Annotated in this window: 24 protein-coding genes and 1 tRNA gene; 10 read left to right on the forward strand and 15 right to left on the reverse strand. The window is 64.2% G+C overall.

What is annotated here, in order from left to right:
* Both VJ109_RS10490 and VJ109_RS10495 read left to right on the forward strand, forming a co-directional pair.
* On the forward strand, window positions 1-636 hold the full coding sequence (locus VJ109_RS10490; protein WP_324756592.1) for a class I SAM-dependent methyltransferase: 636 nt from the start codon (window positions 1-3) through the stop codon (window positions 634-636).
* 64 nt (window positions 637-700) lie between these two features.
* Window positions 701-1615: an NAD-dependent epimerase/dehydratase family protein gene (locus VJ109_RS10495; protein ID WP_324756593.1), complete on the forward strand. Its 915-nt coding sequence runs from the start codon at window positions 701-703 to the stop codon at window positions 1613-1615.
* Here VJ109_RS10495 and VJ109_RS10500 read toward each other — a convergent pair.
* Window positions 1612-2379, reverse strand: coding sequence for a hypothetical protein (locus VJ109_RS10500; RefSeq protein WP_324756595.1), 768 nt, complete (start codon window positions 2377-2379; stop codon window positions 1612-1614). The two genes, VJ109_RS10495 and VJ109_RS10500, sit on opposite strands and share 4 nt — an antisense overlap.
* Before the next feature lie 96 nt (window positions 2380-2475).
* Window positions 2476-3531 carry an ABC transporter substrate-binding protein gene (locus tag VJ109_RS10505; RefSeq protein ID WP_324756597.1) on the reverse strand — a complete coding sequence of 352 codons (1056 nt, stop codon included), beginning with the start codon at window positions 3529-3531 and terminating at the stop codon, window positions 2476-2478.
* A gap of 399 nt (window positions 3532-3930) precedes the next feature.
* Between VJ109_RS10505 and VJ109_RS10510 the strand changes: the two genes are divergently transcribed.
* A complete protein-coding gene (locus VJ109_RS10510; RefSeq protein ID WP_324756598.1) occupies window positions 3931-4629 on the forward strand; it encodes a creatininase family protein in 699 nt (232 codons plus the stop codon).
* A 167-nt stretch (window positions 4630-4796) separates the two neighbouring features.
* On the opposite strand, the gene VJ109_RS10515 is transcribed toward VJ109_RS10510, so the two are convergent.
* The 7 genes from VJ109_RS10515 to VJ109_RS10545 form a co-directional block, all read right to left on the reverse strand.
* The gene (locus VJ109_RS10515) at window positions 4797-5771 is read right to left on the reverse strand and encodes an ABC transporter substrate-binding protein (RefSeq protein ID WP_434737280.1); all 975 of its coding nucleotides are present in this window, start codon (window positions 5769-5771) and stop codon (window positions 4797-4799) included.
* 689 nt (window positions 5772-6460) lie between these two features.
* Window positions 6461-7369: a serine/threonine-protein kinase RIO2 gene (locus VJ109_RS10520; RefSeq protein ID WP_324756600.1), complete on the reverse strand. Its 909-nt coding sequence runs from the start codon at window positions 7367-7369 to the stop codon at window positions 6461-6463.
* A 271-nt stretch (window positions 7370-7640) separates the two neighbouring features.
* Window positions 7641-8294: a TrkA family potassium uptake protein gene (locus VJ109_RS10525; protein ID WP_324756601.1), complete on the reverse strand. Its 654-nt coding sequence runs from the start codon at window positions 8292-8294 to the stop codon at window positions 7641-7643.
* 2 nt (window positions 8295-8296) lie between these two features.
* Window positions 8297-9736 carry an APC family permease gene (locus tag VJ109_RS10530; protein WP_324756603.1) on the reverse strand — a complete coding sequence of 480 codons (1440 nt, stop codon included), beginning with the start codon at window positions 9734-9736 and terminating at the stop codon, window positions 8297-8299.
* Between the two features lie 278 nt (window positions 9737-10014).
* Complete coding sequence (locus VJ109_RS10535) at window positions 10015-10437, reverse strand: acyl-CoA thioesterase (RefSeq protein ID WP_324756606.1); 423 nt, start codon at window positions 10435-10437, stop codon at window positions 10015-10017.
* Window positions 10434-10958: a peptide-methionine (S)-S-oxide reductase MsrA gene (gene msrA, locus VJ109_RS10540; RefSeq protein ID WP_324756607.1), complete on the reverse strand. Its 525-nt coding sequence runs from the start codon at window positions 10956-10958 to the stop codon at window positions 10434-10436. The genes VJ109_RS10535 and msrA overlap by 4 nt, the downstream gene beginning before the upstream one ends.
* 63 nt (window positions 10959-11021) lie before the next feature.
* A complete protein-coding gene (locus tag VJ109_RS10545; protein WP_324756609.1) occupies window positions 11022-12662 on the reverse strand; it encodes an NADH-quinone oxidoreductase subunit D in 1641 nt (546 codons plus the stop codon).
* An 82-nt stretch (window positions 12663-12744) separates the two neighbouring features.
* Here VJ109_RS10545 and VJ109_RS10550 point away from each other — a divergent pair, with 82 nt between their 5' ends.
* The 3 genes from VJ109_RS10550 (at window position 12745) to VJ109_RS10560 (ending at window position 15131) form a co-directional block, all read left to right on the forward strand.
* The gene (locus VJ109_RS10550) at window positions 12745-13419 is read left to right on the forward strand and encodes a helix-turn-helix domain-containing protein (protein WP_324756611.1); all 675 of its coding nucleotides are present in this window, start codon (window positions 12745-12747) and stop codon (window positions 13417-13419) included.
* A gap of 48 nt (window positions 13420-13467) precedes the next feature.
* Window positions 13468-14298, forward strand: coding sequence for a deoxyribonuclease IV (locus tag VJ109_RS10555; protein WP_324756613.1), 831 nt, complete (start codon window positions 13468-13470; stop codon window positions 14296-14298).
* 89 nt (window positions 14299-14387) lie between these two features.
* Entirely contained in the window at window positions 14388-15131 is a 744-nt protein-coding gene (locus VJ109_RS10560) for a class I SAM-dependent methyltransferase (RefSeq protein WP_324760334.1), read from the forward strand.
* Window positions 15132-15143: 12 nt separating this feature from the next.
* Here the strand turns inward: VJ109_RS10560 and VJ109_RS10565 are convergent, their stop codons facing one another.
* Together VJ109_RS10565 and VJ109_RS10570 are read right to left on the reverse strand one after the other, a co-directional pair.
* On the reverse strand, window positions 15144-15791 hold the full coding sequence (locus VJ109_RS10565) for a DUF7095 family protein (protein ID WP_434737281.1): 648 nt from the start codon (window positions 15789-15791) through the stop codon (window positions 15144-15146).
* A gap of 46 nt (window positions 15792-15837) precedes the next feature.
* Window positions 15838-16227 carry a hypothetical protein gene (locus tag VJ109_RS10570; RefSeq protein ID WP_324756615.1) on the reverse strand — a complete coding sequence of 130 codons (390 nt, stop codon included), beginning with the start codon at window positions 16225-16227 and terminating at the stop codon, window positions 15838-15840.
* Window positions 16228-16329: 102 nt separating this feature from the next.
* Here VJ109_RS10570 and VJ109_RS10575 point away from each other — a divergent pair, with 102 nt between their 5' ends.
* The 3 genes from VJ109_RS10575 to VJ109_RS10585 all read left to right on the forward strand — a co-directional run bounded on the left by VJ109_RS10575 (window position 16330) and on the right by VJ109_RS10585 (window position 19496).
* On the forward strand, window positions 16330-17028 hold the full coding sequence (locus tag VJ109_RS10575) for an alpha/beta hydrolase (protein WP_324756616.1): 699 nt from the start codon (window positions 16330-16332) through the stop codon (window positions 17026-17028).
* Window positions 17029-17151: 123 nt separating this feature from the next.
* Window positions 17152-18147: a tRNA 2-thiolation protein NcsA gene (gene ncsA / locus VJ109_RS10580; protein WP_324756617.1), complete on the forward strand. Its 996-nt coding sequence runs from the start codon at window positions 17152-17154 to the stop codon at window positions 18145-18147.
* Between the two features lie 74 nt (window positions 18148-18221).
* On the forward strand, window positions 18222-19496 hold the full coding sequence (locus VJ109_RS10585; RefSeq protein WP_324756618.1) for an FG-GAP-like repeat-containing protein: 1275 nt from the start codon (window positions 18222-18224) through the stop codon (window positions 19494-19496).
* A gap of 59 nt (window positions 19497-19555) precedes the next feature.
* Here VJ109_RS10585 and ftsZ read toward each other — a convergent pair whose 3' ends face one another.
* From ftsZ to VJ109_RS10605, 4 genes are all read right to left on the reverse strand, one after another.
* Window positions 19556-20794, reverse strand: a complete 1239-nt coding sequence (ftsZ, locus tag VJ109_RS10590; protein ID WP_324756619.1) for a cell division protein FtsZ — start codon at window positions 20792-20794, stop codon at window positions 19556-19558.
* A 2-nt stretch (window positions 20795-20796) separates the two neighbouring features.
* Entirely contained in the window at window positions 20797-20976 is a 180-nt protein-coding gene (gene cdrS, locus VJ109_RS10595; protein WP_276222899.1) for a transcriptional regulator CdrS, read from the reverse strand.
* 238 nt (window positions 20977-21214) lie between these two features.
* Window positions 21215-21820: a double zinc ribbon domain-containing protein gene (locus VJ109_RS10600; RefSeq protein WP_324756620.1), complete on the reverse strand. Its 606-nt coding sequence runs from the start codon at window positions 21818-21820 to the stop codon at window positions 21215-21217.
* 68 nt (window positions 21821-21888) lie between these two features.
* Window positions 21889-22053 carry a hypothetical protein gene (locus VJ109_RS10605; RefSeq protein WP_276222895.1) on the reverse strand — a complete coding sequence of 55 codons (165 nt, stop codon included), beginning with the start codon at window positions 22051-22053 and terminating at the stop codon, window positions 21889-21891.
* A 179-nt stretch (window positions 22054-22232) separates the two neighbouring features.
* On the opposite strand from VJ109_RS10605, the gene VJ109_RS10610 reads away from it, so the two are divergent.
* Window positions 22233-22306: transfer RNA gene (locus VJ109_RS10610), tRNA-Tyr, on the forward strand.
* Window positions 22307-22433 lie beyond the last annotated feature (127 nt).

Here is a 22433-nt window from a genome sequence, read left to right on the forward strand (position 1 = left end):
GTGCCGACTTCGCCCGACGACCCCGACCATCCGCTGTTCGCGGCGATCTACGACCCCGTGACTGCCGTCGCCGAGCGGACACTGCTCCGCCCTCATCGCCAGTACCTCGCTCGTGACCTCGGAGAGACGGTACTGGACCTGGGGGCCGGTACCGGCGCGATGTTCCCGTTTCTGGCCGGCAGTGGGTCGGCCATCCACGCCGTCGAACCCGACGGTCACATGCGACGGCAGGCCGCCGAGCGAGCGCGATCGCTTGGGCTGGCGGTTACTCTCCGGTCGGCGGGCGCGGCCGACCTCCCGTACGCCGACAACACGTTCGATACGGTGATCGCGTCGATGGTGTTCTGTACGATCGGGGACCCCGAGGCGGCGCTTGACGAGGTCGCACGCGTCCTCGAACCCGGCGGCGAGTTCCGCTTTCTCGAACACGTCGCCGACGACGGCTGGCGCGAACGCGTCCAGCGAGCGGTGACGCCGCTGTGGCGCCGACTCGCCGGTGGCTGTCACCTCACCCGGCGGACAGCGGCACTCTTTGCGGCCCACCCCGCCTTCGACGTACTCGAACTCGAACGGCGCACCCTCGGTGTGACGCCGATCCGCCCGTTCGTCCGGGGACGCCTCCGCAAACGAGCGTGACCGGAATCTGTGAGGGCTCGGCGGTCCACCGAGTATTTACGCCGGCCGGTACATCGTCAGGACAATGACACAGACGCCAACCGGCCGGCAGGTACTCGTCACCGGCGGCGGCGGCTTCATCGGGAGCCACATCGCCGACGCACTGCTCCCGGACAACGACGTCCGCATCCTGGACGACTTCTCCTCGGGGTCGCGCGAGCGGTGTCCGGACGGTGCGACGGTCGTCGAAGGCGACATCCGTGACCGGGACACCGTCGAGACGGCCATGGACGGCGTCGATCTGGTCTTCCACGAGGCGGCCGTCGTCAGCGTCGCCCAATCCGTCGAGGACCCGGAGACGAGCCACGCGACGAACGTCGACGCGACGCTCTCGATCCTGGAGGCGGCCCGTCGCGCGGACGCCCGGGTCGTCTTCGCCTCCAGCGCGGCGATCTACGGCGCGCCCGAATCGATCCCTATCGCCGAGGACGACCGGAAAGAGCCCAGTTCCCCCTACGGACTGGAGAAGCTCAGCGGCGATCACTACTGTCGGCTCTACCACGACCTCTACGGCCTGGAGACGGTCCCGCTACGGTATTTCAACGTCTACGGTCCCGGACAGACTGGCGGCGACTACGCCGGGGTCATCAACGTCTTCACCGACCAGGCACGGGACGGCGGCCCACTGACTGTCGACGGCGACGGCGAGCAGTACCGCGACTTCGTCCACATCGACGATATCATCCAGGCGAACGTCCTCGCGGCGACCACCGACGCCGTCGGCCGTGCCTACAACGTCGGGACCGGTCAGCGGACGACGGTCCGCGAACTCGCCGAGGCCATCCGGGACCGGATCGATCCCGACGCCGACATCGTCCACACCGACCCCCGGCCGGGCGACATCCGCGAGAGCCGGCCGGACATCTCGCAGGCCCGCGAACAGTTGGGGTACGAACCGACGCTGTCGCTGGGTGAGGGCCTGGACGATCTGCTCGGCTAACGCCGCTCGACCGGCGTCGAACAGCGCAGACAGAGAGTGTTGCCGGCCGCCCAGTTGATGTCCGTCGACTCGCAGGCTGGACAGCGGTGGTTCGCGTTGTCGTACTCGGTTGTCCCGCGCGGGGCCGCGAGATATCCTGCTTCGACCACCCGATCCAGGAGGCTCGGGAACCGCCGTCGCTTGTAGTCGGCGCGGTGGCCGAGGAAGGCACCGGCCTCGGCCGGATCGCTTCCGTGGATGTCTTCCCACGCGATAGCGATCTCGCCGTCATCGAGGCTCCGTGCGACCTGCTTGAGCGGTGCGGCCGCGGCCTCGAACAGTGGTGTCGTCCCGACCACCTGTGGGCTGTCGACGCTGTCACCGACCCGCTCGTAGGCCGACCGGGCCTCGCGGTAGGCATCAGCGACGCCGTCCATCTCCCCGATCGCCCGGAAGTCCGCGGCGAACTCGCCGAGACAGGCCCGCTGAACGGGCTCGTCGAGACTTCGCTTGAGATCGTTCGCGACTGCAACCCCCTCGACACCCCGGTGGGTCGCCCGCCCGCTCTGGCCGGCGACTCGGTAGGCCACACCGGCGATAGAGAGGAACTGTAGGCCCGCACCGACCCACCCCTTCTCGTCGGGTTCGAACGGGGACTGGCCGTCCCGCGGTGTTGCGAGTCGCTGCCAGGCCGCTCGCGTGTACTCGTCGCCGGCCCGCTCGTACTCTCGGCGGGCCAGCGCACCGATCGCACGCTGGCGGCTCTCGCTGCCGTCGTCGGTCATATCCCCAGTTGGACCGGGCACGGATAGGCGGCCCGGTCGGCCAAGACTCACGTGTCGCGTCGGTGCCTCCGTCGTCTTCGTCTCGGTAGCAATCAGTCAGCTGTCGCCGTTGATACTGTCAGCGAGCCGCTGGCGGTCGAACAGCCGTTCCGATGGGCTGTGTTCGCCGACGCCGTTCCACTCGCCGAACTGTTCGGGAAACAGCTGCTTTGCGGTCATCTCGATCTGGAAGATGTTCATGACCGGCCCCTGTGTGGGTGTGCCACCGACGTAGACGCGGTCGTTCTGGACGGCAGTGAGTTCCCGGGCGACGGGGTTGTCGGCGAAGAACGCCCGCATCGCGCGGGTCCGGTCCGACGGCTCGATGTCCCAGTTGTGAACGATCACGTCGGGATCGACTTCGAGGAGCCCCTCGATGTCGTAGCTCCCCTCGTAGTTCTCCGCGTACGTCTTGTCGCTGTCGGCGAAGGCGTCCTCGACGCCGAACGGTCGGTACTGGGCCTTCCCGTAGCCCGGTGCGTTGATTTTGTACGGCGAGAACGTCTCCTCGTCGGGGGAGAACACGAGAAGACCGACCGATGGGCGGTCGGACCGGGACGGAAGGTCGGCCGTGATCTCGGTGACCAGATCGTCGCGGATCGCCTGTAATTCGGCTGCCCGCTCGGCTTCGCGGTAGACCTGTCCGAGCTTCTCGGTGAGCTCCCAGAGCGAGTAGTACTGGTAGTCACCGCCGTACTCCGCTGGGGGCTCGGCGTGGGCGCGACTCAACCGGTTGGCAACGAACGGCCCGATGTTCTCTTCGATCTCTTCGACGTCCGTCATCGACCACCCCGACCAGCCACTGTACCCGATGTTGACGGGATCGAGATGGTGAATGTCCGCATCGAGTTCGTAGAACTGCTCCGTGTCGAGCCCGTCGTTGTAGAGCGGCGCAAGTCCGCTCGTGTCGAAGGAGACGCCGTCGAGCTGGTCGTAGTAGCCGGCGTAATACAACTCCGGATGCCCGAGCGAGAGGACGGCGTCACCGTGGCCGAGGCCCACGAGGATGTCGGCCCACGTCGCGTCGTACACCGTCGCCGTCTCCGGCGGGCGTTCGAACTCGACCGTCCCGACGGGCGACATCGTCACCGAGTAGCTCCCGTCTTCCGACATCGTGGTCTCCGTCGCGGGTGTGTCCGCTGTGTCGGTCTGGGTCGCCGGTCCCCCGGAGTCCGACTGCCCGGTACACCCAGCGAGCAAGCCAGTCCCGAGGACTCCTCCCCCGTACTTCAGATACTCTCTGCGAGTTGACGAACGCTGTCTTCTGTCATCTCTCGCCACGTCTTTTGGCTAACCTAAAAATATATAACTACTTCGATTTTTAGCCGGACCTAAAAAATAACCGTCGGCTCGGATCACCCTCCAGCAGTCTTGTTCCCCTGTCAGTATGCCTGGGGCTGAACGCCGGAGTGTTTCAGTACGCCAGTAAGGTACCGGTCTATGGCGGACTCGATATTTCGGCGAGCGTCCGGATCGGTACCACTTATATCGCCTCGTAGGTACCAAACGACGATGCATCTCGAGACGAGTTCCTGGACCGATGTCAAAGACGCGGCACCGACGGTAGCGCTGCTCCCTGTTGGAAGCACGGAGCAACACGGGCCACACGCACCCGTCGGTACGGACACGATTATCGCACGGGAAATGGCTCGGGAGGCCGACCGGCGCAGTGACCGCAACTCGATGGTCCTGCCCACCGTTCCAGTCGGCATCGCGCCGTACCACTGTCACTTTCCGGGGACGCTATCGATCTCCCCGGAAACGCTTCGACAGTACGTCGCTGATGTTCTTGACTCGTTGTCCGATTCGAGCGTCGAGACAGTCGTACTCGTCAACGGCCACGGTGGGAACGGTGAGACGCTCGGAAACCTCGCCCGTACTGTTGCCGACGACTCGACGATCGACCTCGACGTATTCCTCTGGGAGTGGATGAGTGCCGTTGACGACTACGTCGATCACGCCGGCGAACTCGAAACGTCCGTGCTCCTCTACGTTTGTCCCGACGATGTCGGTACCCCAACCGACGGGGACGCCGCAACCTGGGACGACACGGTTGATGGTGGCGTCGTCAATCGGTTCACCGAAGAGTTCAGCATGAACGGTGCAGTGGGGGATGCGACGGCTGCGTCCGCCGAGCAGGGCGAACAGCTCTTCGACACGGCCACCGACGCACTCTGTTCGTTCCTGCGTCGAGTCGGGGCCGCTGAGTGAACCCCACTGGGCCGAGTGTAACCGGCCCACTCCCAAGCAATGTCCGTAGCGTGAGGAACTGGACGAAGAACTTCGCACTGAGTACACCGAGCACGAACGCAAGAAGCTCGGTGTCACTGTCTGAGACAGAAGCCGTTTCTCGGAGAGTTCTGTATTCGCAAACCGCCTCAGATATTCCCGGTGACGATCTCTGCGACGCGTTCGCGGTCGAACAGCGTCACGTCCTCGAACGAATCCGAGTAGATATCCTTTGCCGCCCGTTCAGTGTGGTAGAAGTTGATGATCGGTCCCTGGTCGAGGTAGCCAGCGCTGTAGACCGCATCGTCCTGGACTGCCTGCACACCGTTCGAGCCGTCTTCCTCTTGTAGTGGCTTGACAATCTCCTCTTGGAACGCAGATTCGGACGCTCCTCCGTAGTTTCGCACCAGTAGTACCTCGGGATCGATCTCGATCAAGGCTTCGAGATCGAGGGTCCCCCTGTCGGAGAAACTATAATGTCCTACATCCGTCGCCGCAAGTGCGTCCGTCAGGCCGAGATCGCGCCACTGCTTGGTACTGACCCCGCCATCGTCAAACCGGAACGTGTAGAACTGGAACCCCGATCCATCGGCCGGAAAGACGAGGAGGGCTGTCGGTCGCTGCTCGGCCGGCGGCAAGTGCTGCTCGATCGAGTCGAGCATACTCTCATGGAGTTCAACGAATGCTTGGTAACGCTCCTGTGCCTGAAAGAGTTCAGCCATCAATTCAAAGGCCTCATAGAGGGTGTAGTAGCGGTAATCGTGCCAGTCGTCACTATGCCGCCGGATAAAATTGCCAAAAAACGGCCCAAGGTTTTCCTTGACCTCATCGATGTCACCCTGGTCCCAGTCGTACCAGAGCCGCAGCAGATGTGGGTCTATGAAATGCACGTCCGCGTCCATTTTATAGAACAGTTCCTTATTCACACCGTCGGTAACCAGTTCTACGATCTCATCCGCGTTGAAGTTCACACCTGGAAGCGCTTCGAAGGCTTCGTTCGCAAACCGATCGTGATTCTGAATACCAAGCGTCTGTCCACCGCCCAGTGCGAACGCCATATCCGCGAAAGTCGGTAGTAATGCGGTCCAGCGCTCGGGTGGTCCGTCGAACTCGACTGCACCCATCGGTTCGATCTCGACAGTGTATGAACTATCCGACTCAGTCCCGGCATCCGTCCCCGAACTGTCCGTCTGTGTCGATTGAGCGGCCGACTCTGTAGACTCCGACCGGGAAGCCCCCGAACAGCCCGCAAATAACCCAGTACCCACAATTGCCCCACCGTACTTGATGTAGTCACGCCGCGTCGGTGCGTTCTCGCCGTCGTTAGTGCGCTCCATGGTTTTAGGTCTACCTAATAATTACAAAAACATTCCGAACTTTAGGTTGGCCAAAATTCTCGGTTACTCCTCCACCATGGGCAGATGGACCGAACGTTTCGGGGGACCTGCGGCGATGGCCGAACGCATGAACTGGCTGACCGAGAGGTGCCGGACTCACTCCGGGAGCAACTCCGGACCACCGAATCTCTCTGTGCTACACTCATGGGTGATGATCGGTTCTCCGGCCCTCTCGAAGATGGCTATGCCGACTGGCGCCCTGCTCCGTTCCACGGCTCCGATTCCCTCTACCGAGAGAGTACAGGAGTTCGAGGAGAAAGCCACGAGTTCAGTCGTGGGAAGCGGTCGACCCGACAATCACGCGGGAATTGACCGATTCTCCGAAACTCGGTTGCGACATCGGGATTTCATATCGCGACATGTGATTTAAAACGTAGAAAACACCACGGCGTCTGCGAGATTGGGGACAAACGACGCTATTCGGCGTAGGCAGCCAGTTCCTCGAACTCGTCGCCAGCGATCGCCTCGGTGAGGCCGTCGATATGCACCTCACCGACGAGTGCGGGATATTTCCGTTTGAAGTAGTTCACGATGTTCTCGACGTCACGGGTCAGCAGTTCCCGGGCGTTCTCGTGGTCCGTCGGGACTGCCTGTGGCCAGTCGAAGACGACGACCCCTTGTTCGGTGACGAAGACGTTGTACTCGCTCATGTCGGCGTGGACGAACCCGCCGTCGTAGGCTGCCGCCATCTCGTCGAGGACGAGTTCGAGCACTGGAACCACCTGTTCCTCCGAGAGTTTGGTCCGGGAGAGTTCGACGCCATCGATCTTCTCCATGACGATGGCATGGCGGTTCGTATCGAGGGGCTGTGGGACGGACACGTCCGGATACAGCGTCTCCAGGGCTTCGTACTCCCGTTCGGCGGCCTTGCGGGCAGTGTACTGCCAGGAGACGTGTTCCCGATCGGCGGTGTACTCACGCTCTTTCATCACTTCCCGGAAGTTCGTATACCCCTCGCGGTGGAACTTCAGTGCCAGTGGCTTGTACGACTGGGCCTCGTAGACGTCGCTTTCTTTCCCGACACCAAGGGGCGACCCGACGCCTTCGAGGGTCTCGCGCTGGGCGAACGTGTGTAACGCGAGCGCGTCGTACCCTTCGAAGGTGAGCTTGAACCCCTGGTACTGGATGGTCTTGCGCTCGACCAATCCGCGGTCTTCACAGCGGTCCAACCGGTAGTCGACTTCTTCTGCCGTCAGCCGGGAGAACTCGACGAGTTTCTCGCGGGCGACGTACTCCGAGAACCGCATCCCGTGTTCGACCCCCGACAGCAGGTTGATGTCGTCCTGCTCCAGCTCGGCGACCACCGGGGCGACGTTTTCGACCATTACACGACGGTACTCGCCGGACTCCTAAAAGCTCGGCGCGTCGTGCGGAAGACAGTTTTAAATACCATATCGCTATACAAAACGCTCTGATAGCGGGTCACAACTTCAGGGGCCACTGGTCTCGCTCACCGCTTCTGACTGACCACGAAAGCCACCGGACCGTACCCTGATCAGCCGCTTACTGGGAGAATGAAGACAGCAGACCAATCCGCAAAGCTTTGGGGATAGCTGACGCGCCTGACCGGGGACGATCGACGCTATTGGCGGCAGGTCACCCCCGAAGGAGGTTCATGACCTCTTCGACGACGTCCGGTTCGACGGCGACGACGTACCGACGACCGGGACGGAGTTCCGTATCGGGTTGTGCGACCCGTTCACCGTCGTCGTCGGAGATAACGAGCGTTCCAGCGGGGAACCGGACGTCGGCGAGCCGCTTGCCGGCGGCCGGCGCGCCCTCCTCGACGAGAACTTCCATGATGTCGAGCGTTCCCGTGACATCGGCCAGTGTCTGGACGTCGCTGCCGACGATCTCGTTTGCGGCGACACGTGCCCCCGCTCGCTCGGGGTAGACGATGGCGTCGACGAACTGCTTGTAGCCGGCACCGTCCCCGTGGTCGATCCGCGCAACGGTTCTCACGTCTGGCGATAGCCGCGTCGCCATCATACAGACCGCGAGGTTCACGCCACTCTGTCCGGTCAAGCCGGCGACGACGTCGGCTTTCTCCAGCCCGCCTTGAGTGAGGATCTCGGGGTTCGTGGCGTCGCCCTGGATGACTGTTGCCATCCACTCGTCGGTCAGCGCCTCACAGGTGGCGGGATCGCGCTCGATGATCGTTACTTTGTGTCCGCGGTCGGCGAGCAGTTCCGCTGTCTGGAAGCCGACACGTCCACCGCCGACGATGAGTACTGATTTGTCCTGGGTCATAGTTAATCGTCCTCCGCGACTGCCGTCTGCTGACCGGTCCCCTCTCCGGAGTCCCCGAGGGCTTTGAGTCCGTAGTACGCGAGGACACCGAGCGCCACCCAGCCAATGCTGAGTAGCAGTGCGAGCACGTCCGTCCGGAGTAGATAGATCACCAGCACGCCCGTCAACAGCAGGTTCAGCGCGATACCGAGAATCGGCGGTACCGGATAGTACGGCAGTTCGTACGGCCGCGCCATGTTGGGTCGTTCACGGCGGAGTTTGATGACCGACCCGTTGACGATGACGAACGAGAGCAGGAAGAAGAGACTCGACATGTTTCCGGCGCTCTGGGTGGGCAACACGACGGAACCCAACATCACCACGGCACTGGCCAGGATCGCCACGAACGGGGTCCCGAACCGATGGTGGATCTGCCCGAACGAGGAGAGCAGTTGTCCCTCCCGTCCCATCGAGAACGCGACCCGTGAGGAGGCGATGACTACGGCGTTCAACGCCGTCAGCGTCGAGAACACCGCGCCGAAGACGATGACTGCGCCGCCGTTACCGATGACCGGGAAGGTGGGCATGAAGTTCGTCGCGGCCTGGGCGATTCCGGCCTCACCGGCGTCGGCGAGACCGACCGATCCGAGGGTTCCGATCGCCACGCTGACTACGGCGACGTAGACGACTAGGGTCACGGCCAGGCTGATGAAGATGGCTTTCGGGATGTTCTCTCGGGGGTTCTTGACCTCCTCGGTGACCGTCGTGATGAGGTCGTACCCCTCGAAGGCGATGAAGGTCAACCCCATCGCCGGGAGGATACTGAGAGCGGTCTTCTCGCCGGGGAACAGCGGTTGGAACTCCGCCCCGGTGAACTGTGGCGACGTGACGCCGTAGCCGACGAACACGACCAGGATGCTGACTTTGATGGCCGTGAAGATCGTCTCGACGCTCCCGCTGGCGGCCGTCGAGGCAGCGTTCAGCGACACCAGCAGCAGGACCGCGGCGAACGCCAGGCCGACACCGACGGGAATCCCAACGTCGATGACCGGGACGGCGACCGCGCCGACCTCGCCGGGTGGAGCCGTGATGCCGTAGACGTGGAGCAACTCCAGAAAGTTCGGCGCGAAGCCCAGCGCGTACAGGCCACCGGCGACCATGTAGGCGAACCAGAGCAGCCACCCCATCATGAACGACGGGAGGTCGGCGAACACCTCCCTGACGAAGGCGTACCCGCCGCCGCTCTTGGGGATCGCCGAGGCCAACTCGGCGTACGACAGCGCCGTGAAGGCGGTGACGACACCGTTGAGGACGAACACGAGGAGTGCTGCAGGCCCCGCTATCTCGGCGGCGAGCCCCGTCAGCACGAAGATCCCGGCTCCGATCATCGCGCCCATCCCGATCATCGTCGCGTCGAGCAAGCCGAGTTCGGGTTCCGGCGATCGTTCACCGTGACTGCTCATCGGTTGGTGTCCTGGCCGAAGCCCCGTCGTTGTCGCCGGTAGTCGATAGCCCCGATCAACGGTGCGTGTCCGGTCGGTTCTCCCGAGTCCATGCGGGTGAGTCTAGTGGGAGACTTCCAATTCAAACTGTGGGTCTCTGAGACACCGGGAGAGCGTATCGAGGCTCTGAGGTTCGAACTGCCCACCGGAGTTTTCTATCGTGCTATCCGGTATATAGCGTCAGACGCACGTACCGACCCGTCAGTCCGTCGGACTCCGGAAAAACAGACATCTCGGGGCTATAGCCCTTCGAACTCCGTGATCGACTCGCGCCAGCTGTCGGGGATCGGGATGGGGGCCTGCTCGTCACGGCTGTAGGTGACGACAGTCGTTTCACCGGTCGCAGCGACCGCACCGTTGTTTCGGATCTCGTACTCGAAGGCGAAGCTCTTCTCGCCAAGTCGGGGGATTCGGACGCCGACGGTGACGCTGTCGGTTAGCTGGACCGGCTGCTCGAAGTCGATCTCTAAGTTGGCGATGACGATCCCGGTCCCCTCGCCCGTCGCGGACAGCAGGCCACCTTCCCCGCGGCCGACGACGTCCGCGAGGTAGTCGATCCGGGCCTCTTCGAGGTAGGTCCCGTAGCGGACGTTGTTGACGTGGCCGTAGGTGTCGAGATCGTCGTAGCGGACCGCAATATCCGTCGTGTACTCGAAGTTCATGCCAGCAACTCCGCGTGTTTCTGCTTGAGCTTCTCGATCTTCGGCGGGATCGTCATCGTACAGTAGGCCTGGTTGGGGTTCTTCTCGAAGTAGTTCTGGTGGTACTCCTCGGCGGCGTAGAACGCCTCCAGGGGCTCGACCTCGGTGACGATGTCGTCGTCGTAGCCCGGCTGGATCTCCTCGATGAACGCCTCGACGGCCGCGCGTTGCTCGTCGTCGTGGTAGAACACGGCAGAGCGGTACTGAGTCCCCACGTCGTTGCCCTGACGGTTCAGCGTCGTCGGGTTGTGGGTCGTGAAAAAGACCGCCAGCAGGTCCTCGTAACTCACCACGTCGGGGTCGTAGGTGAGTTGGACACACTCGGCGTGGCCGGTCTCCTCCCGACAGACCGCCTCGTAGGTGGGGTCCTCGACGTGGCCGCCGGCGTACCCCGAGACCACCGATTCGACACCATCGACCTGCTTGAACACCGACTCGGTACACCAGAAACAGCCGCCCGCGAACGTCGCCTGTGCTGTCATCGTGGCTTCGCGTACGCGCGCGAACTACAAAAGGAGACGGCCGGCAGCGGCGACAGCAGTTGCTCACCGATCGACGTCGCCCATGATCGGGTCCAGACTGCCGATACTGGCGACCAGATCCGGGATGAACTCGCCCTCGGCGATGGCCGGTAGCACCTGGACGTGTGAGAACGACGGGCCGCGGATCTTGAACCGGGCGGGCGTCTCCGTCCCGTCCGAGCGGATGTAGATGCCCAGTTCGCCCTTCGCGGACTCGACCGCCCGGTAGATCTCGGTGTCAGGGTCGGGCCGGAGCGTCCGGGGGACGTTGGCCTGGATCTCACGGTCGTCCTCGGGCCACTGTTCGAGGCGGTCGACACACTGGTCGATGATCTTCGCGGACTCCTCGACCTCGCGCATCCGGACCAGCACGCGCGAGAAGTTGTCGCCGCTGCCCTCGGTGGCGACCGACCAGTCCAGTTCGTCGTAGTAGCCGTAGGGGTCGTCCCGCCGGAGGTCGTAGTCGACGCCCGAGCCCCGTGCGACCGGGCCGGTACAGCCGTAGGCCTTGGCGGTCTCGGCGGTGAGCCGGCCGGTGTCGACGGTCCGCTTTTGGAAGATCTCGTTGCTGGTCAGCATGTCGTGGTACTCCGTGAGTTTTCGTGGGAGGGAGTCCAGGAACGCCCGGATCTTCTCGAAGAACTCCGCGCGCGGTTCCGGGAGGTCCCAGGCGACGCCGCCGACCCGGAAGTAGTTGAACATCAGCCGCTGGCCGGTGAGGTCTTCGAGGATGTCTTGGACGATCTCGCGGTCCCGGATTCCCCACTGGAAGACGGCTGTGAACTCGCTGATGACGTCCAGGGCGTAGGTCGCGACGGCGAGCATGTGTCCGAGAATACGGGAGAACTCGGCGCTCATCGTCCGGATCACCTGGGCGTACTCGGGGACCTCGATGTCGGCCATGTCTTCGATGGCGCGGGCGTAGGCCCACTCGTTACAGAGGCCGGCCCCGCTCCAGTCCCAGCGGTCTGGGTAGGGCATGATCTGGTGGCGGTAGGTCCCTTTCTCGCACATCTGTTCCTCGCAACGGTGGATGTAGCCGATATCGGGTTCTACGTCCGCGACAGTCTCGCCGTCCAGCGTCACGTTCAGGTGGAGGACGCCGTGTGTCGAGGGGTGGTGTGGCCCCATGTTGATGTGCATGGTGTCGGGACCCTCCCGGCGGTCTTCGAGGATGCGCTCGTGTTCGCGGTAGGTGACGATCTGTGGCTGGTTCTGATCGTAATCGGGCGAGAGCGGGTGGCCCTGCCAGGTCTCGGGGAGGAGAATCCGCCGGAGGTCGGGGTGGTCGTCGTACTCGATACCGACCAGGTCGTAGGCCTCCCGTTCGTGCCACGCTGCGGTCGGATAGACCGGCGCGGCCGATTCGTTGTGGGGGTCGTCCGTCGGCGAGGGGACGACCACCGACAGTTCCTTCGTGGGGTCGTCGTAGCTCCGGAGGTGATAGATGCTCTCGTAGCGGTCCTCGTAGGCCTGGGCCGTGACACAGGCACAGTGATCCAGTCCCGCCTCGGCTTTCAGCGTCGCGAGGACGGTCCGGACCTCGTCGGCTCTGACGACGACAGCAGGTGCGTTCTCGTGAGTCTCGGTCTCCAAGACGTACTCGCGGATCGGCTCGACCAGGTCCGACTCCCGCTCACGACCGGCGGCAACTGTCCGGGACATACGCGGACGGACGGCCGGGAGTAGCCTCGAACTGTCGCCTCTGATGCGAGGCTCATTTATATATGGGTCCGGAACCACCGCTGTGAAATACGTCAGGCTCTCGCTGGCGATGGACCCGCCGGTTCGCCACCCGATGCACCAGTTCGTCGTCGAGACCGACGGGTACGACGCTAGCTACATGCTGCGGGGCAACAGTGTAGGCGAGGAACTCCAGACCCTGCTCTTTCACGTCGATGGCTTCCCGCCGGACCCCTACCGGGCGGCCCTGGAGGCGACCGACCTTGTCGTCGACTACGCCATCTCGACGTGTCCGGACGAGACGTTCTACCTCTACGTACAGGATCGGCCAAGCGAGACCGACACGGCCCTCGTCGAGGCACTGACGCGCGCTCAACTGGTGCTCGTCTCACCGGTCGCGTACCTGGCCGACGGCACCGTCGAACTCACGCTCGTCGGTCCGGGCCAGGCCGTCCAGCGTGCCGTCGATGCCGTCCCCGACCCGATCGACGTCGACGTGCTGGAAGTCGGCACCTACGACAGCCGACGGCTCGACACCGGCAGCACGCTCACCGATCGGCAGTTCGCGGCCGTCGCGGCCGCCGTCGAGACCGGCTACTACGAGAACCCTCGGGACGGAACCGTCGCGGACGTGGCCGAGCGAATCGACTGTGCCCCCGGGACAGCGGCCGAACACCTCCGGAAGGCCGAGGCTCGCGTGATGGCCGGCCTCGTCGATTCTGACACCGGACCGGTGTGACGGCGGCGGTCCGGAACCTCTTTGCCCGGCCCAACCCCACCGACGGATATGCTCAGAGTGGGTGCACACACCTCTATCGCGGGCGGCGCGTACAACGCCGTCGACGAGCAGGTCGACTACGGCGGGAACTGCGGCCAGATCTTCTCCCATTCGCCGCAGGTCTGGCAGGACCCCAACATCGAGGACGAGGAGGCCCAGCAGTTCCGGGACCGGTCGGCGGAGCACGGTGTCGGACCCTGGGTCATCCACTCCTCGTATCTGGTCAACCTCTGTACGCCGAAAGACGACCTCCGGGAGAAGTCCATCGACGCCATGCAGAAGGAGGTCGACGCCGCCGCGAAACTCGACATCGAGTACGTCAACGTCCACCTGGGCGCTCACACCGGCGCCGGCGTCGACGGCGGCCTCGACAACGCTGCCTCGGCGCTTTCCGAACTGGACGTCCCCGACGGCGTGACCGTCCTGGTCGAGTCCGACGCCGGCAGCGGGACGAAACTCGGCGGGGAGTTCGAGCACCTCGCGACGGTTCGCGAGCGAACGGATCTGGACATCGAGTTCTGTCTCGACACTGCCCACGCGTTCGCGGCGGGCTACGACCTTTCGACCCCCGAGAGCGTCGACGAGACTCTCGCCGAGTTCGACGAGGTCGTCGGCCTGGCGGATCTGGCCTGTGTCCACCTCAACGACTCGAAACACGAATGTGGGACGAACAAGGACGAACACGCCCACATCGGCGAGGGCGAGATCGGCGAGGACGGCATGACCGCGTTCGTCAACCACGACGCAGTCCGGGATGTCCCGCTGGTCCTCGAAACGCCTTCGGAGGACGGGAAGAGCTTCGCCTGGAACATCGAACGGGTCCACGAACTGCGGGACTGAGCCGGACCGCGACGTTTTTTACCGCGAGCCAACAGCTACCATCCGTGCGACGGTTTTCCGCCGACTACCTGGAAGCCACCCGGACGGGGATGTGGGCCGATTCCCGCGAGGCGCTCGCGGACCTCGAACTCGGGGACTGCCAGCGCGTCCTTGACGTCGGCTGTGGTACCGGCGAACTCACCCGCGTTCTCCGCGAGGAGACCGACGGGACCGTCGTCGGGGTCGACGCCGACGCCGGCCTGCTGACGTCTGTCGGCGGGCCGACGGTCCAGGGCGACGCCACGCGCCTTCCCTTCGCCGCGGACAGTTTCGATCTGGTGGTCTGTCAGGCCCTGCTGATCAACCTTCCCGATCCGGGCGCGGCGGTCCGGGAGTTCGCCCGCGTCGCCAGCCAGCGGGTCGCGGCGGTCGAACCGAACAACGCGGCGGTCACCGTCGAATCGACGGTCGAGGCCGAACCCCCACTGGCGCGGCGCGCACGCCGGTTCTACCTCGACGGCGTCGGGACCGACGTGGCCCTGGGCAGCGACGCGGCCGACCTCCTCCGCGAGGCGGGGCTGGACGTGGTCTCGACGCGCCGCTACGACCAGGTCCGCGAGATCGCCCCGCCCTACGGCGAACAGGCGATCCGCTCGGCGCGCCGGAAGGCCACCGGCGAGGGGCTGGCGAGCGACCGCGAGACGATCCTCGACGGCGAGACGACACCGGAGGAACTGGATCGGCTACGCGAGCAGTGGCGCGAGATGGGTCGGACGGTCGTCGAGCAGATGGGCGACCGGGCGTACGAGCGCCGTGAGACCGTCCCGTTCTTCGTGACTGTCGGTCGGGTGTGACTCGTTGTCCCGCTACACTACGTCGCCACGGACGGAGGGGCCGTCCTGCCGTTCCCGGTAGGCCCGCACTGCCTCGGCGGCCTCGCCGGCCTCGGCTTCCTCCATCCCGAGCATCTCCAGGGCGCCCGACAGCGTCGGCAGGACGAACTCGCCGTTCCGGAGCTTCTCGAAGGCCTCCGTCGACCGTCTCCCTTCGACCCACAGACAGGCTCCCCGCGGGTCGAGGATCTGCTCGTAGTCCTCGCGGGCCATCGCACCCTTCAGTCGCTGGGTGACGTTGTCGTCGAAGGAGGCGTTACACACTTCCAGGTGGATCGGCTCGTCGGTGTCGGGCAGGAGGTGGGCGGCCAGGCACTTCTCGGGGGCGGCGTGGCCGCTGGCGTTGGCACGCAGGTACTCGGGGTGCTCGTCGGCCCACGCGGCACGGACGGTCTTGCCGACGCCGTCGACGCCGTGGCTCCGCTGGAACTCCTCGGCGCGCTCCGGAGCGTCCTTGAAGAGGATGTCCTTCGTGACGTAGACGTCCAGTCGCTCGACGGGGTCCAGTCCCAACGCCACGTCGCCGAAGACCCACACCTCCCGGACCGGTACCGGCATCCGGTCGTCTTCGACGGTCGCGACGATCTCCTCGACGCGCTCGACGGCCGCCGAACGGTCCATGGTCATCGGCAGACGGTATGGGGTGCTCGCTCAAAACACTGCCTCTCTACTGGCGTGCGATCCAGTCGAGCGCTTCGTCGGCGTCCTCGAAGAGATCACGATTGATCGTGTCGTCGGCCATCTCGACCACGCTGTCGACGGACATCTCGGCGACGACGCTCTCGGGCATCACCAGCGCCATGTGATCGAGCCCGCTGTCCTCGGCCCGGGGTGCCCAGTCTTTGACCGACCAGACCTGGTCTTCTTCGGCCAGTGCACCCATCTGGCTCGTATCGGCGACCACCCGGCTGGAGCCGGTGTCTTCGATGGCGTCGATGATCGCGTTCATGTACTCCCGGAACGGCTCTCCCTCCGCGAAGTCGGTCATGCGGGCGACGATCGCGTCCGAATCGCTATCGTAGTCGACGCTCGCGAACTCCGAATCGAAGTACGACATGTGCGATCGAGGGGGCGACGACAAAATAAACCCAGTGGCGCAGCTATCAGTCCCGAAAACCCGGTACCCGGTTTTTTGCCCGCCGGCGCCGCAGCGTCGGACATGCAGATCCGGGTCTACGACGACGGTGCCGACCGAGACTGCCTGCTCGTGTTGGGCTGGGGGAACCGCTGTCGTCACGAGAACGTCCAGTGGCTCGTCGATCAGGTCGCCCAGGAGTACCGGACCCACGTCGTCGAACTCCCGACCCACATCACCGACCTCCGGCGGGAGTGGGTCGATCCAGTCCGGGAATACGCGGCCGAGCTCGATTCGTTTCCGATCCTCGCCCACAGCGCTGGCGGGCTCACCAGTGCCTTCCTCGACGTTCCGGGCGTGACAAACCGCGTCTATCTGAGCCCGTGGTGGGGCAGCGACCTCCCGCTTCCCGATCCGGTCCTCGATCTCGTGACGAGCCTCCCGGTCTCGAAACCGATCGTCCCGACGGGGAACCTAGACGGTGAGGCCATCGGCGACCTGGCGACCGACGCGCAACTGGCCGATGGTCCCGACGCCGCCTCGCCGGCCTTCCTGCGGACGACCCGGCGGGCACAGGCACGCCTCCCACCAGGGCGGGATGACGCCGTCGCCTTCTGTACGCTCACCGACCGGGTCGTCGACCCGCGGGCGATCGGCCGTCGGCTCCACGCCGATCGAATCCGACTGTACCAGGGCGGGCACGAACTGTTCTCCTCGTCGAGCCGCGAGCGCCACGTCGACACCGTCTTGGACGCGCTGGAACGCGGTCCCGACGCGCTCTGACGTAGGCGCGTTTGCCCTCGCCGGTACTGGCGTGGACGATGTTCGCTCCTCCTCCGGAAACAACTCGCTGAGGGTCCGATACGAGACGAAACCCTCACCTCTGCCCACACGAAATCACGGGTAATGGAGTGTGACAAGTGCGGTGACGACGCGGTGCTGCACGCGGCCTACTCGGGGCTGCATCTCTGTGGGGACCACCTCTGTCGCGCCGTCGAGAAACGGGTCCGGCGCCGTATCCGCGACGACGGGCTCGTCCCCGACGACGCCACGCCCGAGGACCCCGAGACGTGGGTCATCGGGCTCTCGGGCGGGAAAGACAGCGTCGTCCTCACCGAGATTCTGACCGATATCTTCGAGCAGGACCCCCGGATCGAACTCGTCGCGCTCTCGATCCACGAGGGGATCGAAGGGTACCGCGACGAGAGCTTAGACGCCTGCCGGGAACTGACCGAGGACCTCGACATCCACCACGAGGTCGTCTCCTACGAGTCCGAGTACGACGTTCGGATGGACGAGGTCGTCGAGGACGATCCTGAGGGGATGGCTGCCTGCGCGTACTGCGGAGTGTTCCGCCGGGACGCCCTCTCGCGGTACGCCGAGGAACTGGGTGCGGACAAACTGCTGACCGGCCACAATCTGGACGACGAGGCCGAGACGGCGCTGATGAACTTCCTGGAGGGTGATGTCTCCCAGATGGCGAAACACTTCGACGCCTCGCTGGGTCCTTTCGAGGGCGACGGCGACGGGCCGACTGACCGCCCGCGTGAGGAGCAAGACCACCACGTTCCGCGGGCAAAGCCACTGCGTGACATCCCGGAGAAGGAGGTCGCGCTGTACGCCCGCTTCCGGGACCTGCCGGCTCACATCACGGAGTGTCCCCACGCCGAGGAGGCCTACCGCGGCGAGATACAGGAACTCATGCTCGGTCTCGAACAGAACCACCCGGGAACCCGCCACTCGATCATGGCTGGCTACGAGAAACTGGCGGCGCTGGCGGCACAGACCTACGGCGGCGACGACGCCGAGACCGATTTCGGCGAGTGCGAGAACTGCGGCGCGCCGACCGCTCGCGACCGCTGTCGGAAGTGCAACTTGCTCGACGCGCTGGAAGCCGTCTGAGCCGCTCCGTTGTCAACTCCGATACTGTCCCGCAGCTAATATGAGCGTCCGAGTACTATCGTATCGCTGTTACGATGGTCTCCGGGCCGTCTTCCAACGGTGAGCGTGGCGTCTCGCCGGTCGTCGGCGGCGTTCTCCTGCTCGGTATCGTGGCCCTGCTGGTTGGGCTCTCGTCGGTGTTCGTCTTCCAGTTGACCGAGGAACAGACGCCCGCTCCGGAGACGGCCTTCGACCTCGAACGGACCGACGGCACCTACGAACTCGTCCACGAGGCCGGGCCGGAGATCGACGGTGACCGGGTCACGCTCCGTGGCGTCGCCGACCCGGACGTCCTCCACGGTCGGACGCTGGCGGCCGGCCAGTCGGTCGTCGTCTTCCCCCAGGACAAGAGCCTCCGGATCGTCTGGACCGAATCCGAGGGCGAACCCTCTTCGTACATCCTCGCGCGGTTCAATATCGACGAGATCATCGCGTCCGGTCGGTTCCCCGGTGGAACCGTCTTCACGGGGAACGCGACTGGGATCACCACGATCTCCGGCGACGGCGGCACCGTCAGCGTGGTCCCGAACGCTAGCGACATCGAAGCTATCGGCCCACCAAACGCCGACGTCACCGGCGACGGCGCGCCCGGTATCCCCTACGTCAACAGCAGCGGCGCGGTCAACCTCGTCGACGCGACGGGCGAGGTGACTACTGTCGTGACCAGTGCTGACGTCCCCGACATCACCGAGGACAAGACGCGCCTGGCCACTGGCTCCTGGAACGGGAGCCCGCCGTCGGTCTTCTTCGTCAACGACACGAGTCCGACGGCCATCTATCGGGCGACGCCCGGTGGCGGCGCGACGGTCGTCGCGGCACCGGGTGACGGCGCGAACGCGGTCGTCGGCCCCGGAGATATCGACGGCGACGGCACCGACGAACTCGTCTTCGCCGACGCGAGCCAGACGCTCCAGCATCTCGAACCCGGTGGGAGCGTCGACTCCATGTCGACGAGCCTCGGTTCCAGTACCGGCATCGGTGCCGGGACGATGGCCGACTTCGACGGCGACGGAACGCCCCGAGTCGTCAGCGTCGACGGCGGGAACGATGTCGTCCTCACCGACGACACGAGCGGCGACGAGATCGACAGCAGCGACGTGAGCGGCGGATCGGCCCCCTCGGCGAAGCAAGCGACTGCGACTGCTGCCGATGTCGACGGCGACGGGAATCCGGAACTGGTCTACATCGGGGCGAGCAGCGGCGACGTGAAGTACCTCGACGACATCGGCAGCGGCACCATCGACGTCGAGTTCCTGACCGACGCCGACGGCGACAGGATCGACGGCTACGCCGGGACGGGCGTCGCTTGAGAGTGCGGCCGCTTAGCGGTCGAAAAAACGGAGAAGGTGGGGGTCGGAAGTCGACGGGGTTACTCGTTGGTCCGGATGACGTCGAGTCCGTTGTTGGTCTCGACCTCGCTGCGACCGCCATCGGTCTCGCCGTAGCCTGCGGAGTGACCGCCGCTCTGGCCGCCACTGTGTCCGCCGGTGCCCGCACTGCTGGCATCGACGTTATCGCTCGCGTCGAAGGAGGTGTCGTCGCCGACCTCCTGGATGGCCTCGCGGGACTTGTTGGCCTGCTTCTGGGTCGTCGGACCCAGCACCTGTGCGGACTGGACGCCGGTCATGATCGCCATGACGCGGACCTTGCCCTTGTACTCTTCCTGGATGCGGGCGCCCCAGATGACGTTCGCGTCGGCCTCCAGGCGCTCGGTGATGTTCTGGGCGATGCCCTCGGCCTCCTTCAGCGTGAGGTCGGGACCGCCCGTGATGTGGACCAGACCGCCGCTTGCGCCGCGGTAGTCCACGTCCAGCAGGGGGTGGTTCATCGCGTCCTTGACGACCTCCTCGGTCTTGTTCTTGTCCTGGGTTTCCCCGACCAGCATCACGGCGACGCCACCCTTGTTCATGATCGAGGTCATGTCGGCGTAGTCCAGGTTGATCAGGCTCGGTTGGGTGATCGTCTCGGAGATCCCCTTGACCGTCTCGGCGATGATCTGGTCCATCACCGAGAACGCCTTGCCGATCGGCAGGTTCGGGACGTAGTCGAGCAGTCGGTTGTTGTCGAGGACGATGATCGAGTCGGCTTCCTGGCGAAGCTTCTCCAGTCCTTCCTCGGCTTTGACCGTCCGGGCACGCTCGACGTTGAACGGCGTCGACACCATGCCGACGACGATCGCGCCCTGCTCTTTGGCGATCTTCGAGACGACGGGGGCGGCACCGGTCCCGGTCCCGCCACCCATGCCGGCGGTGACAAAGACCAGGTCGGCGTCGCCCAGTACTTCCTTGATCGTGCCCTGGGCCATCTCGGTCGCGCGCTCGCCCATCGAGGGGTCGCCACCGGCACCGAGCCCGTTGGTCAGGGACTTGCCGACGAGGATCTTCGTGTCGGCCTCGATCATTTTGAGGTGCTGTTTGTCCGTGTTGATCGCCACGGTATCGGCACCGTCGACGCCGATGTTGTACAGCCGGTTGACCGTGTTGTTCCCGGCGCCACCGCAGCCGACGATGACGATACGGGGGTCACCGAACCCGTCGACGTCCTCGTCGGACAACTGTTTCTGTTCCTGCTCGTCGCGTTCGAGGGCCTCGTTGACGATGTCCTGCATCGTTATGCCCTCGCCCAGCTCCGTTTGCGGTTACCGTTCCGCTCGGAGTTCTCCTGCTCGGCGAGCATTTCTCGAACAGCGGCCCGGATCGCTTCGCTCCGGTTGGGGTATTCCCCCGTTGCGACCATCTGTTCGACCTCTTCGATCTGCTGTTTCGGAATCCGTAGTGTCACACGCTCCATATTCGTATTTTCCCCTTTGGGTAAGACGACTCGGCCCGAGAGCGTTTGCGGCCCGGGCCGACTGTTTACACGGCGAAACCGCCGGACTGCGGCGTTCATGCCGCCCGAGGGTCGCCGCGTAAGACAAGCCGTCTTACGCAACCTGTACCACAGACCGTTATGTATTAAAACTTTCCCCGAGTGTATGACAATAGTCTGCTTCTGCCGTAAACGGGGCTAAGAATGGACTAAATGGCGTTTACGGGTTGTCGAGGACATCCGCAGCCGGCGTCCGACGACCGCAACTCGGACAGAATCCCCAGTCCGATCGGAGTTCGTCACCGCACTCACAGAACACACGGCGGGATGCCTTCTCACCACAGTTCGGGCAGTAAACGTGGGACGAAGACACTGTTTCGCCACATTGCGCGCAGTCGCGTGCCACGTCTGGCTCCGTGTTTTCGTCGTCTTTCGGGTCCGTCTTACGCGAATCGGAGTCGTGTGACACGCCCGTCGACGCGTCGTGTGACACGCGTTCGTTCTCCTCGTGTTCGGACTCGGAATCAGGTGAGACAGCCCCTGAATCCTGTTCTAACGTGATGTTTACGTTCACGTCTTGCGCGCGCTGACGAGGAAACGTATCGTCGAGTCTGTCGGTGATGATCGCATCGACACGTTCCGCGATGAACTCGTCGATGCTGTCCATGTCTCCCGTCGTGTGAGACACCGCTCCGTCGGCCGTCGAGGACTGACCCTCGCCTAAGTACTCCCGGAGGGCTTCCCGCATGACCTCGCTCTTGGAGGCGTCGAACTCCTCGAGTTGCGCGACGAGGTCGTCGTCCGCGCGGAACGTGATCTTACTCATCCGACTCGTCGGACACGATGATCCCCGAGTAATTAAATCTTCCCGCGCTGTCTGACGGCTGTCTGCTGTTAGTCCTCTCTGGGGTCGAACCCGACTTCCCACGCTTCCGCGCAGTTCGGGCAGGTGATCGTGTAGGTATCTGATCTGAGAAGATGCGACTCGACAGTGATCTCGAAGCTGTCGACATCGCGCGCACACTCGATGTGGAACCCTTCCCCACAGTGGTCACACATGACAGACTTCTTCGCGTTGGTCAGCCGGCCGTTACAGTATGGGCAGTCACCGAGCACCGTACTACCGTGTATGACCACCGTTAGTAATATTCTTTCGTGCTCTTTCCCGTGTCACGACCGGCCGTACCCCTATCGAATAATAACCCTTAAGTCCGGACGGCGGATGCCTTCTCATGTAACCGCCCTTAGCTCAGACTGGTAGAGCAGTCGACTGTAGATCGACTTGTCCCCCGTTCAAATCGGGGAGGGCGGACTTTTGTTGCGAACGACAGTGAGCAGTCAAAAGTCGATGCTGAAACGATTTGAGCCTGGAAGTCACAGCCCGCACAGCGTAGCGAGCAGGACTGTCTTCCTCCGTTCAAATCGGGGAGGGCGGACTC

Source organism: Haloarcula montana, from assembly GCF_035666295.1.
GTDB classification, from domain to species: domain Archaea; phylum Halobacteriota; class Halobacteria; order Halobacteriales; family Haloarculaceae; genus Haloarcula; species Haloarcula montana.

Excerpts from the sequence above, each read along its gene's own strand:
- VJ109_RS10495 (WP_324756593.1), top strand. The coding sequence starts at position 701 with ATGACACAGACGCCAACCGGCCGGCAGGTACTCGTCACCGGCGGCGGC.
- VJ109_RS10500 (WP_324756595.1), bottom strand. The coding sequence starts at position 2,379 with ATGACCGACGACGGCAGCGAGAGCCGCCAGCGTGCGATCGGTGCGCTG.
- VJ109_RS10505 (WP_324756597.1), bottom strand. The coding sequence starts at position 3,531 with ATGTCGGAAGACGGGAGCTACTCGGTGACGATGTCGCCCGTCGGGACG.
- VJ109_RS10510 (WP_324756598.1), top strand. The coding sequence starts at position 3,931 with ATGCATCTCGAGACGAGTTCCTGGACCGATGTCAAAGACGCGGCACCG.
- VJ109_RS10515 (WP_434737280.1), bottom strand. The coding sequence starts at position 5,771 with ATGGGTGCAGTCGAGTTCGACGGACCACCCGAGCGCTGGACCGCATTA.
- VJ109_RS10520 (WP_324756600.1), bottom strand. The coding sequence starts at position 7,369 with ATGGTCGAAAACGTCGCCCCGGTGGTCGCCGAGCTGGAGCAGGACGAC.
- VJ109_RS10525 (WP_324756601.1), bottom strand. The coding sequence starts at position 8,294 with ATGACCCAGGACAAATCAGTACTCATCGTCGGCGGTGGACGTGTCGGC.
- VJ109_RS10530 (WP_324756603.1), bottom strand. The coding sequence starts at position 9,736 with ATGAGCAGTCACGGTGAACGATCGCCGGAACCCGAACTCGGCTTGCTC.
- VJ109_RS10535 (WP_324756606.1), bottom strand. The coding sequence starts at position 10,437 with ATGAACTTCGAGTACACGACGGATATTGCGGTCCGCTACGACGATCTC.
- msrA (WP_324756607.1), bottom strand. The coding sequence starts at position 10,958 with ATGACAGCACAGGCGACGTTCGCGGGCGGCTGTTTCTGGTGTACCGAG.
- VJ109_RS10545 (WP_324756609.1), bottom strand. The coding sequence starts at position 12,662 with ATGTCCCGGACAGTTGCCGCCGGTCGTGAGCGGGAGTCGGACCTGGTC.
- VJ109_RS10555 (WP_324756613.1), top strand. The coding sequence starts at position 13,468 with ATGCTCAGAGTGGGTGCACACACCTCTATCGCGGGCGGCGCGTACAAC.
- VJ109_RS10560 (WP_324760334.1), top strand. The coding sequence starts at position 14,388 with ATGTGGGCCGATTCCCGCGAGGCGCTCGCGGACCTCGAACTCGGGGAC.
- VJ109_RS10565 (WP_434737281.1), bottom strand. The coding sequence starts at position 15,791 with ATGGACCGTTCGGCGGCCGTCGAGCGCGTCGAGGAGATCGTCGCGACC.
- VJ109_RS10570 (WP_324756615.1), bottom strand. The coding sequence starts at position 16,227 with ATGTCGTACTTCGATTCGGAGTTCGCGAGCGTCGACTACGATAGCGAT.
- VJ109_RS10575 (WP_324756616.1), top strand. The coding sequence starts at position 16,330 with ATGCAGATCCGGGTCTACGACGACGGTGCCGACCGAGACTGCCTGCTC.
- ncsA (WP_324756617.1), top strand. The coding sequence starts at position 17,152 with ATGGAGTGTGACAAGTGCGGTGACGACGCGGTGCTGCACGCGGCCTAC.
- VJ109_RS10585 (WP_324756618.1), top strand. The coding sequence starts at position 18,222 with ATGGTCTCCGGGCCGTCTTCCAACGGTGAGCGTGGCGTCTCGCCGGTC.
- ftsZ (WP_324756619.1), bottom strand. The coding sequence starts at position 20,794 with ATGCAGGACATCGTCAACGAGGCCCTCGAACGCGACGAGCAGGAACAG.
- cdrS (WP_276222899.1), bottom strand. The coding sequence starts at position 20,976 with ATGGAGCGTGTGACACTACGGATTCCGAAACAGCAGATCGAAGAGGTC.
- VJ109_RS10600 (WP_324756620.1), bottom strand. The coding sequence starts at position 21,820 with ATGAGTAAGATCACGTTCCGCGCGGACGACGACCTCGTCGCGCAACTC.
- VJ109_RS10605 (WP_276222895.1), bottom strand. The coding sequence starts at position 22,053 with ATGTGTGACCACTGTGGGGAAGGGTTCCACATCGAGTGTGCGCGCGAT.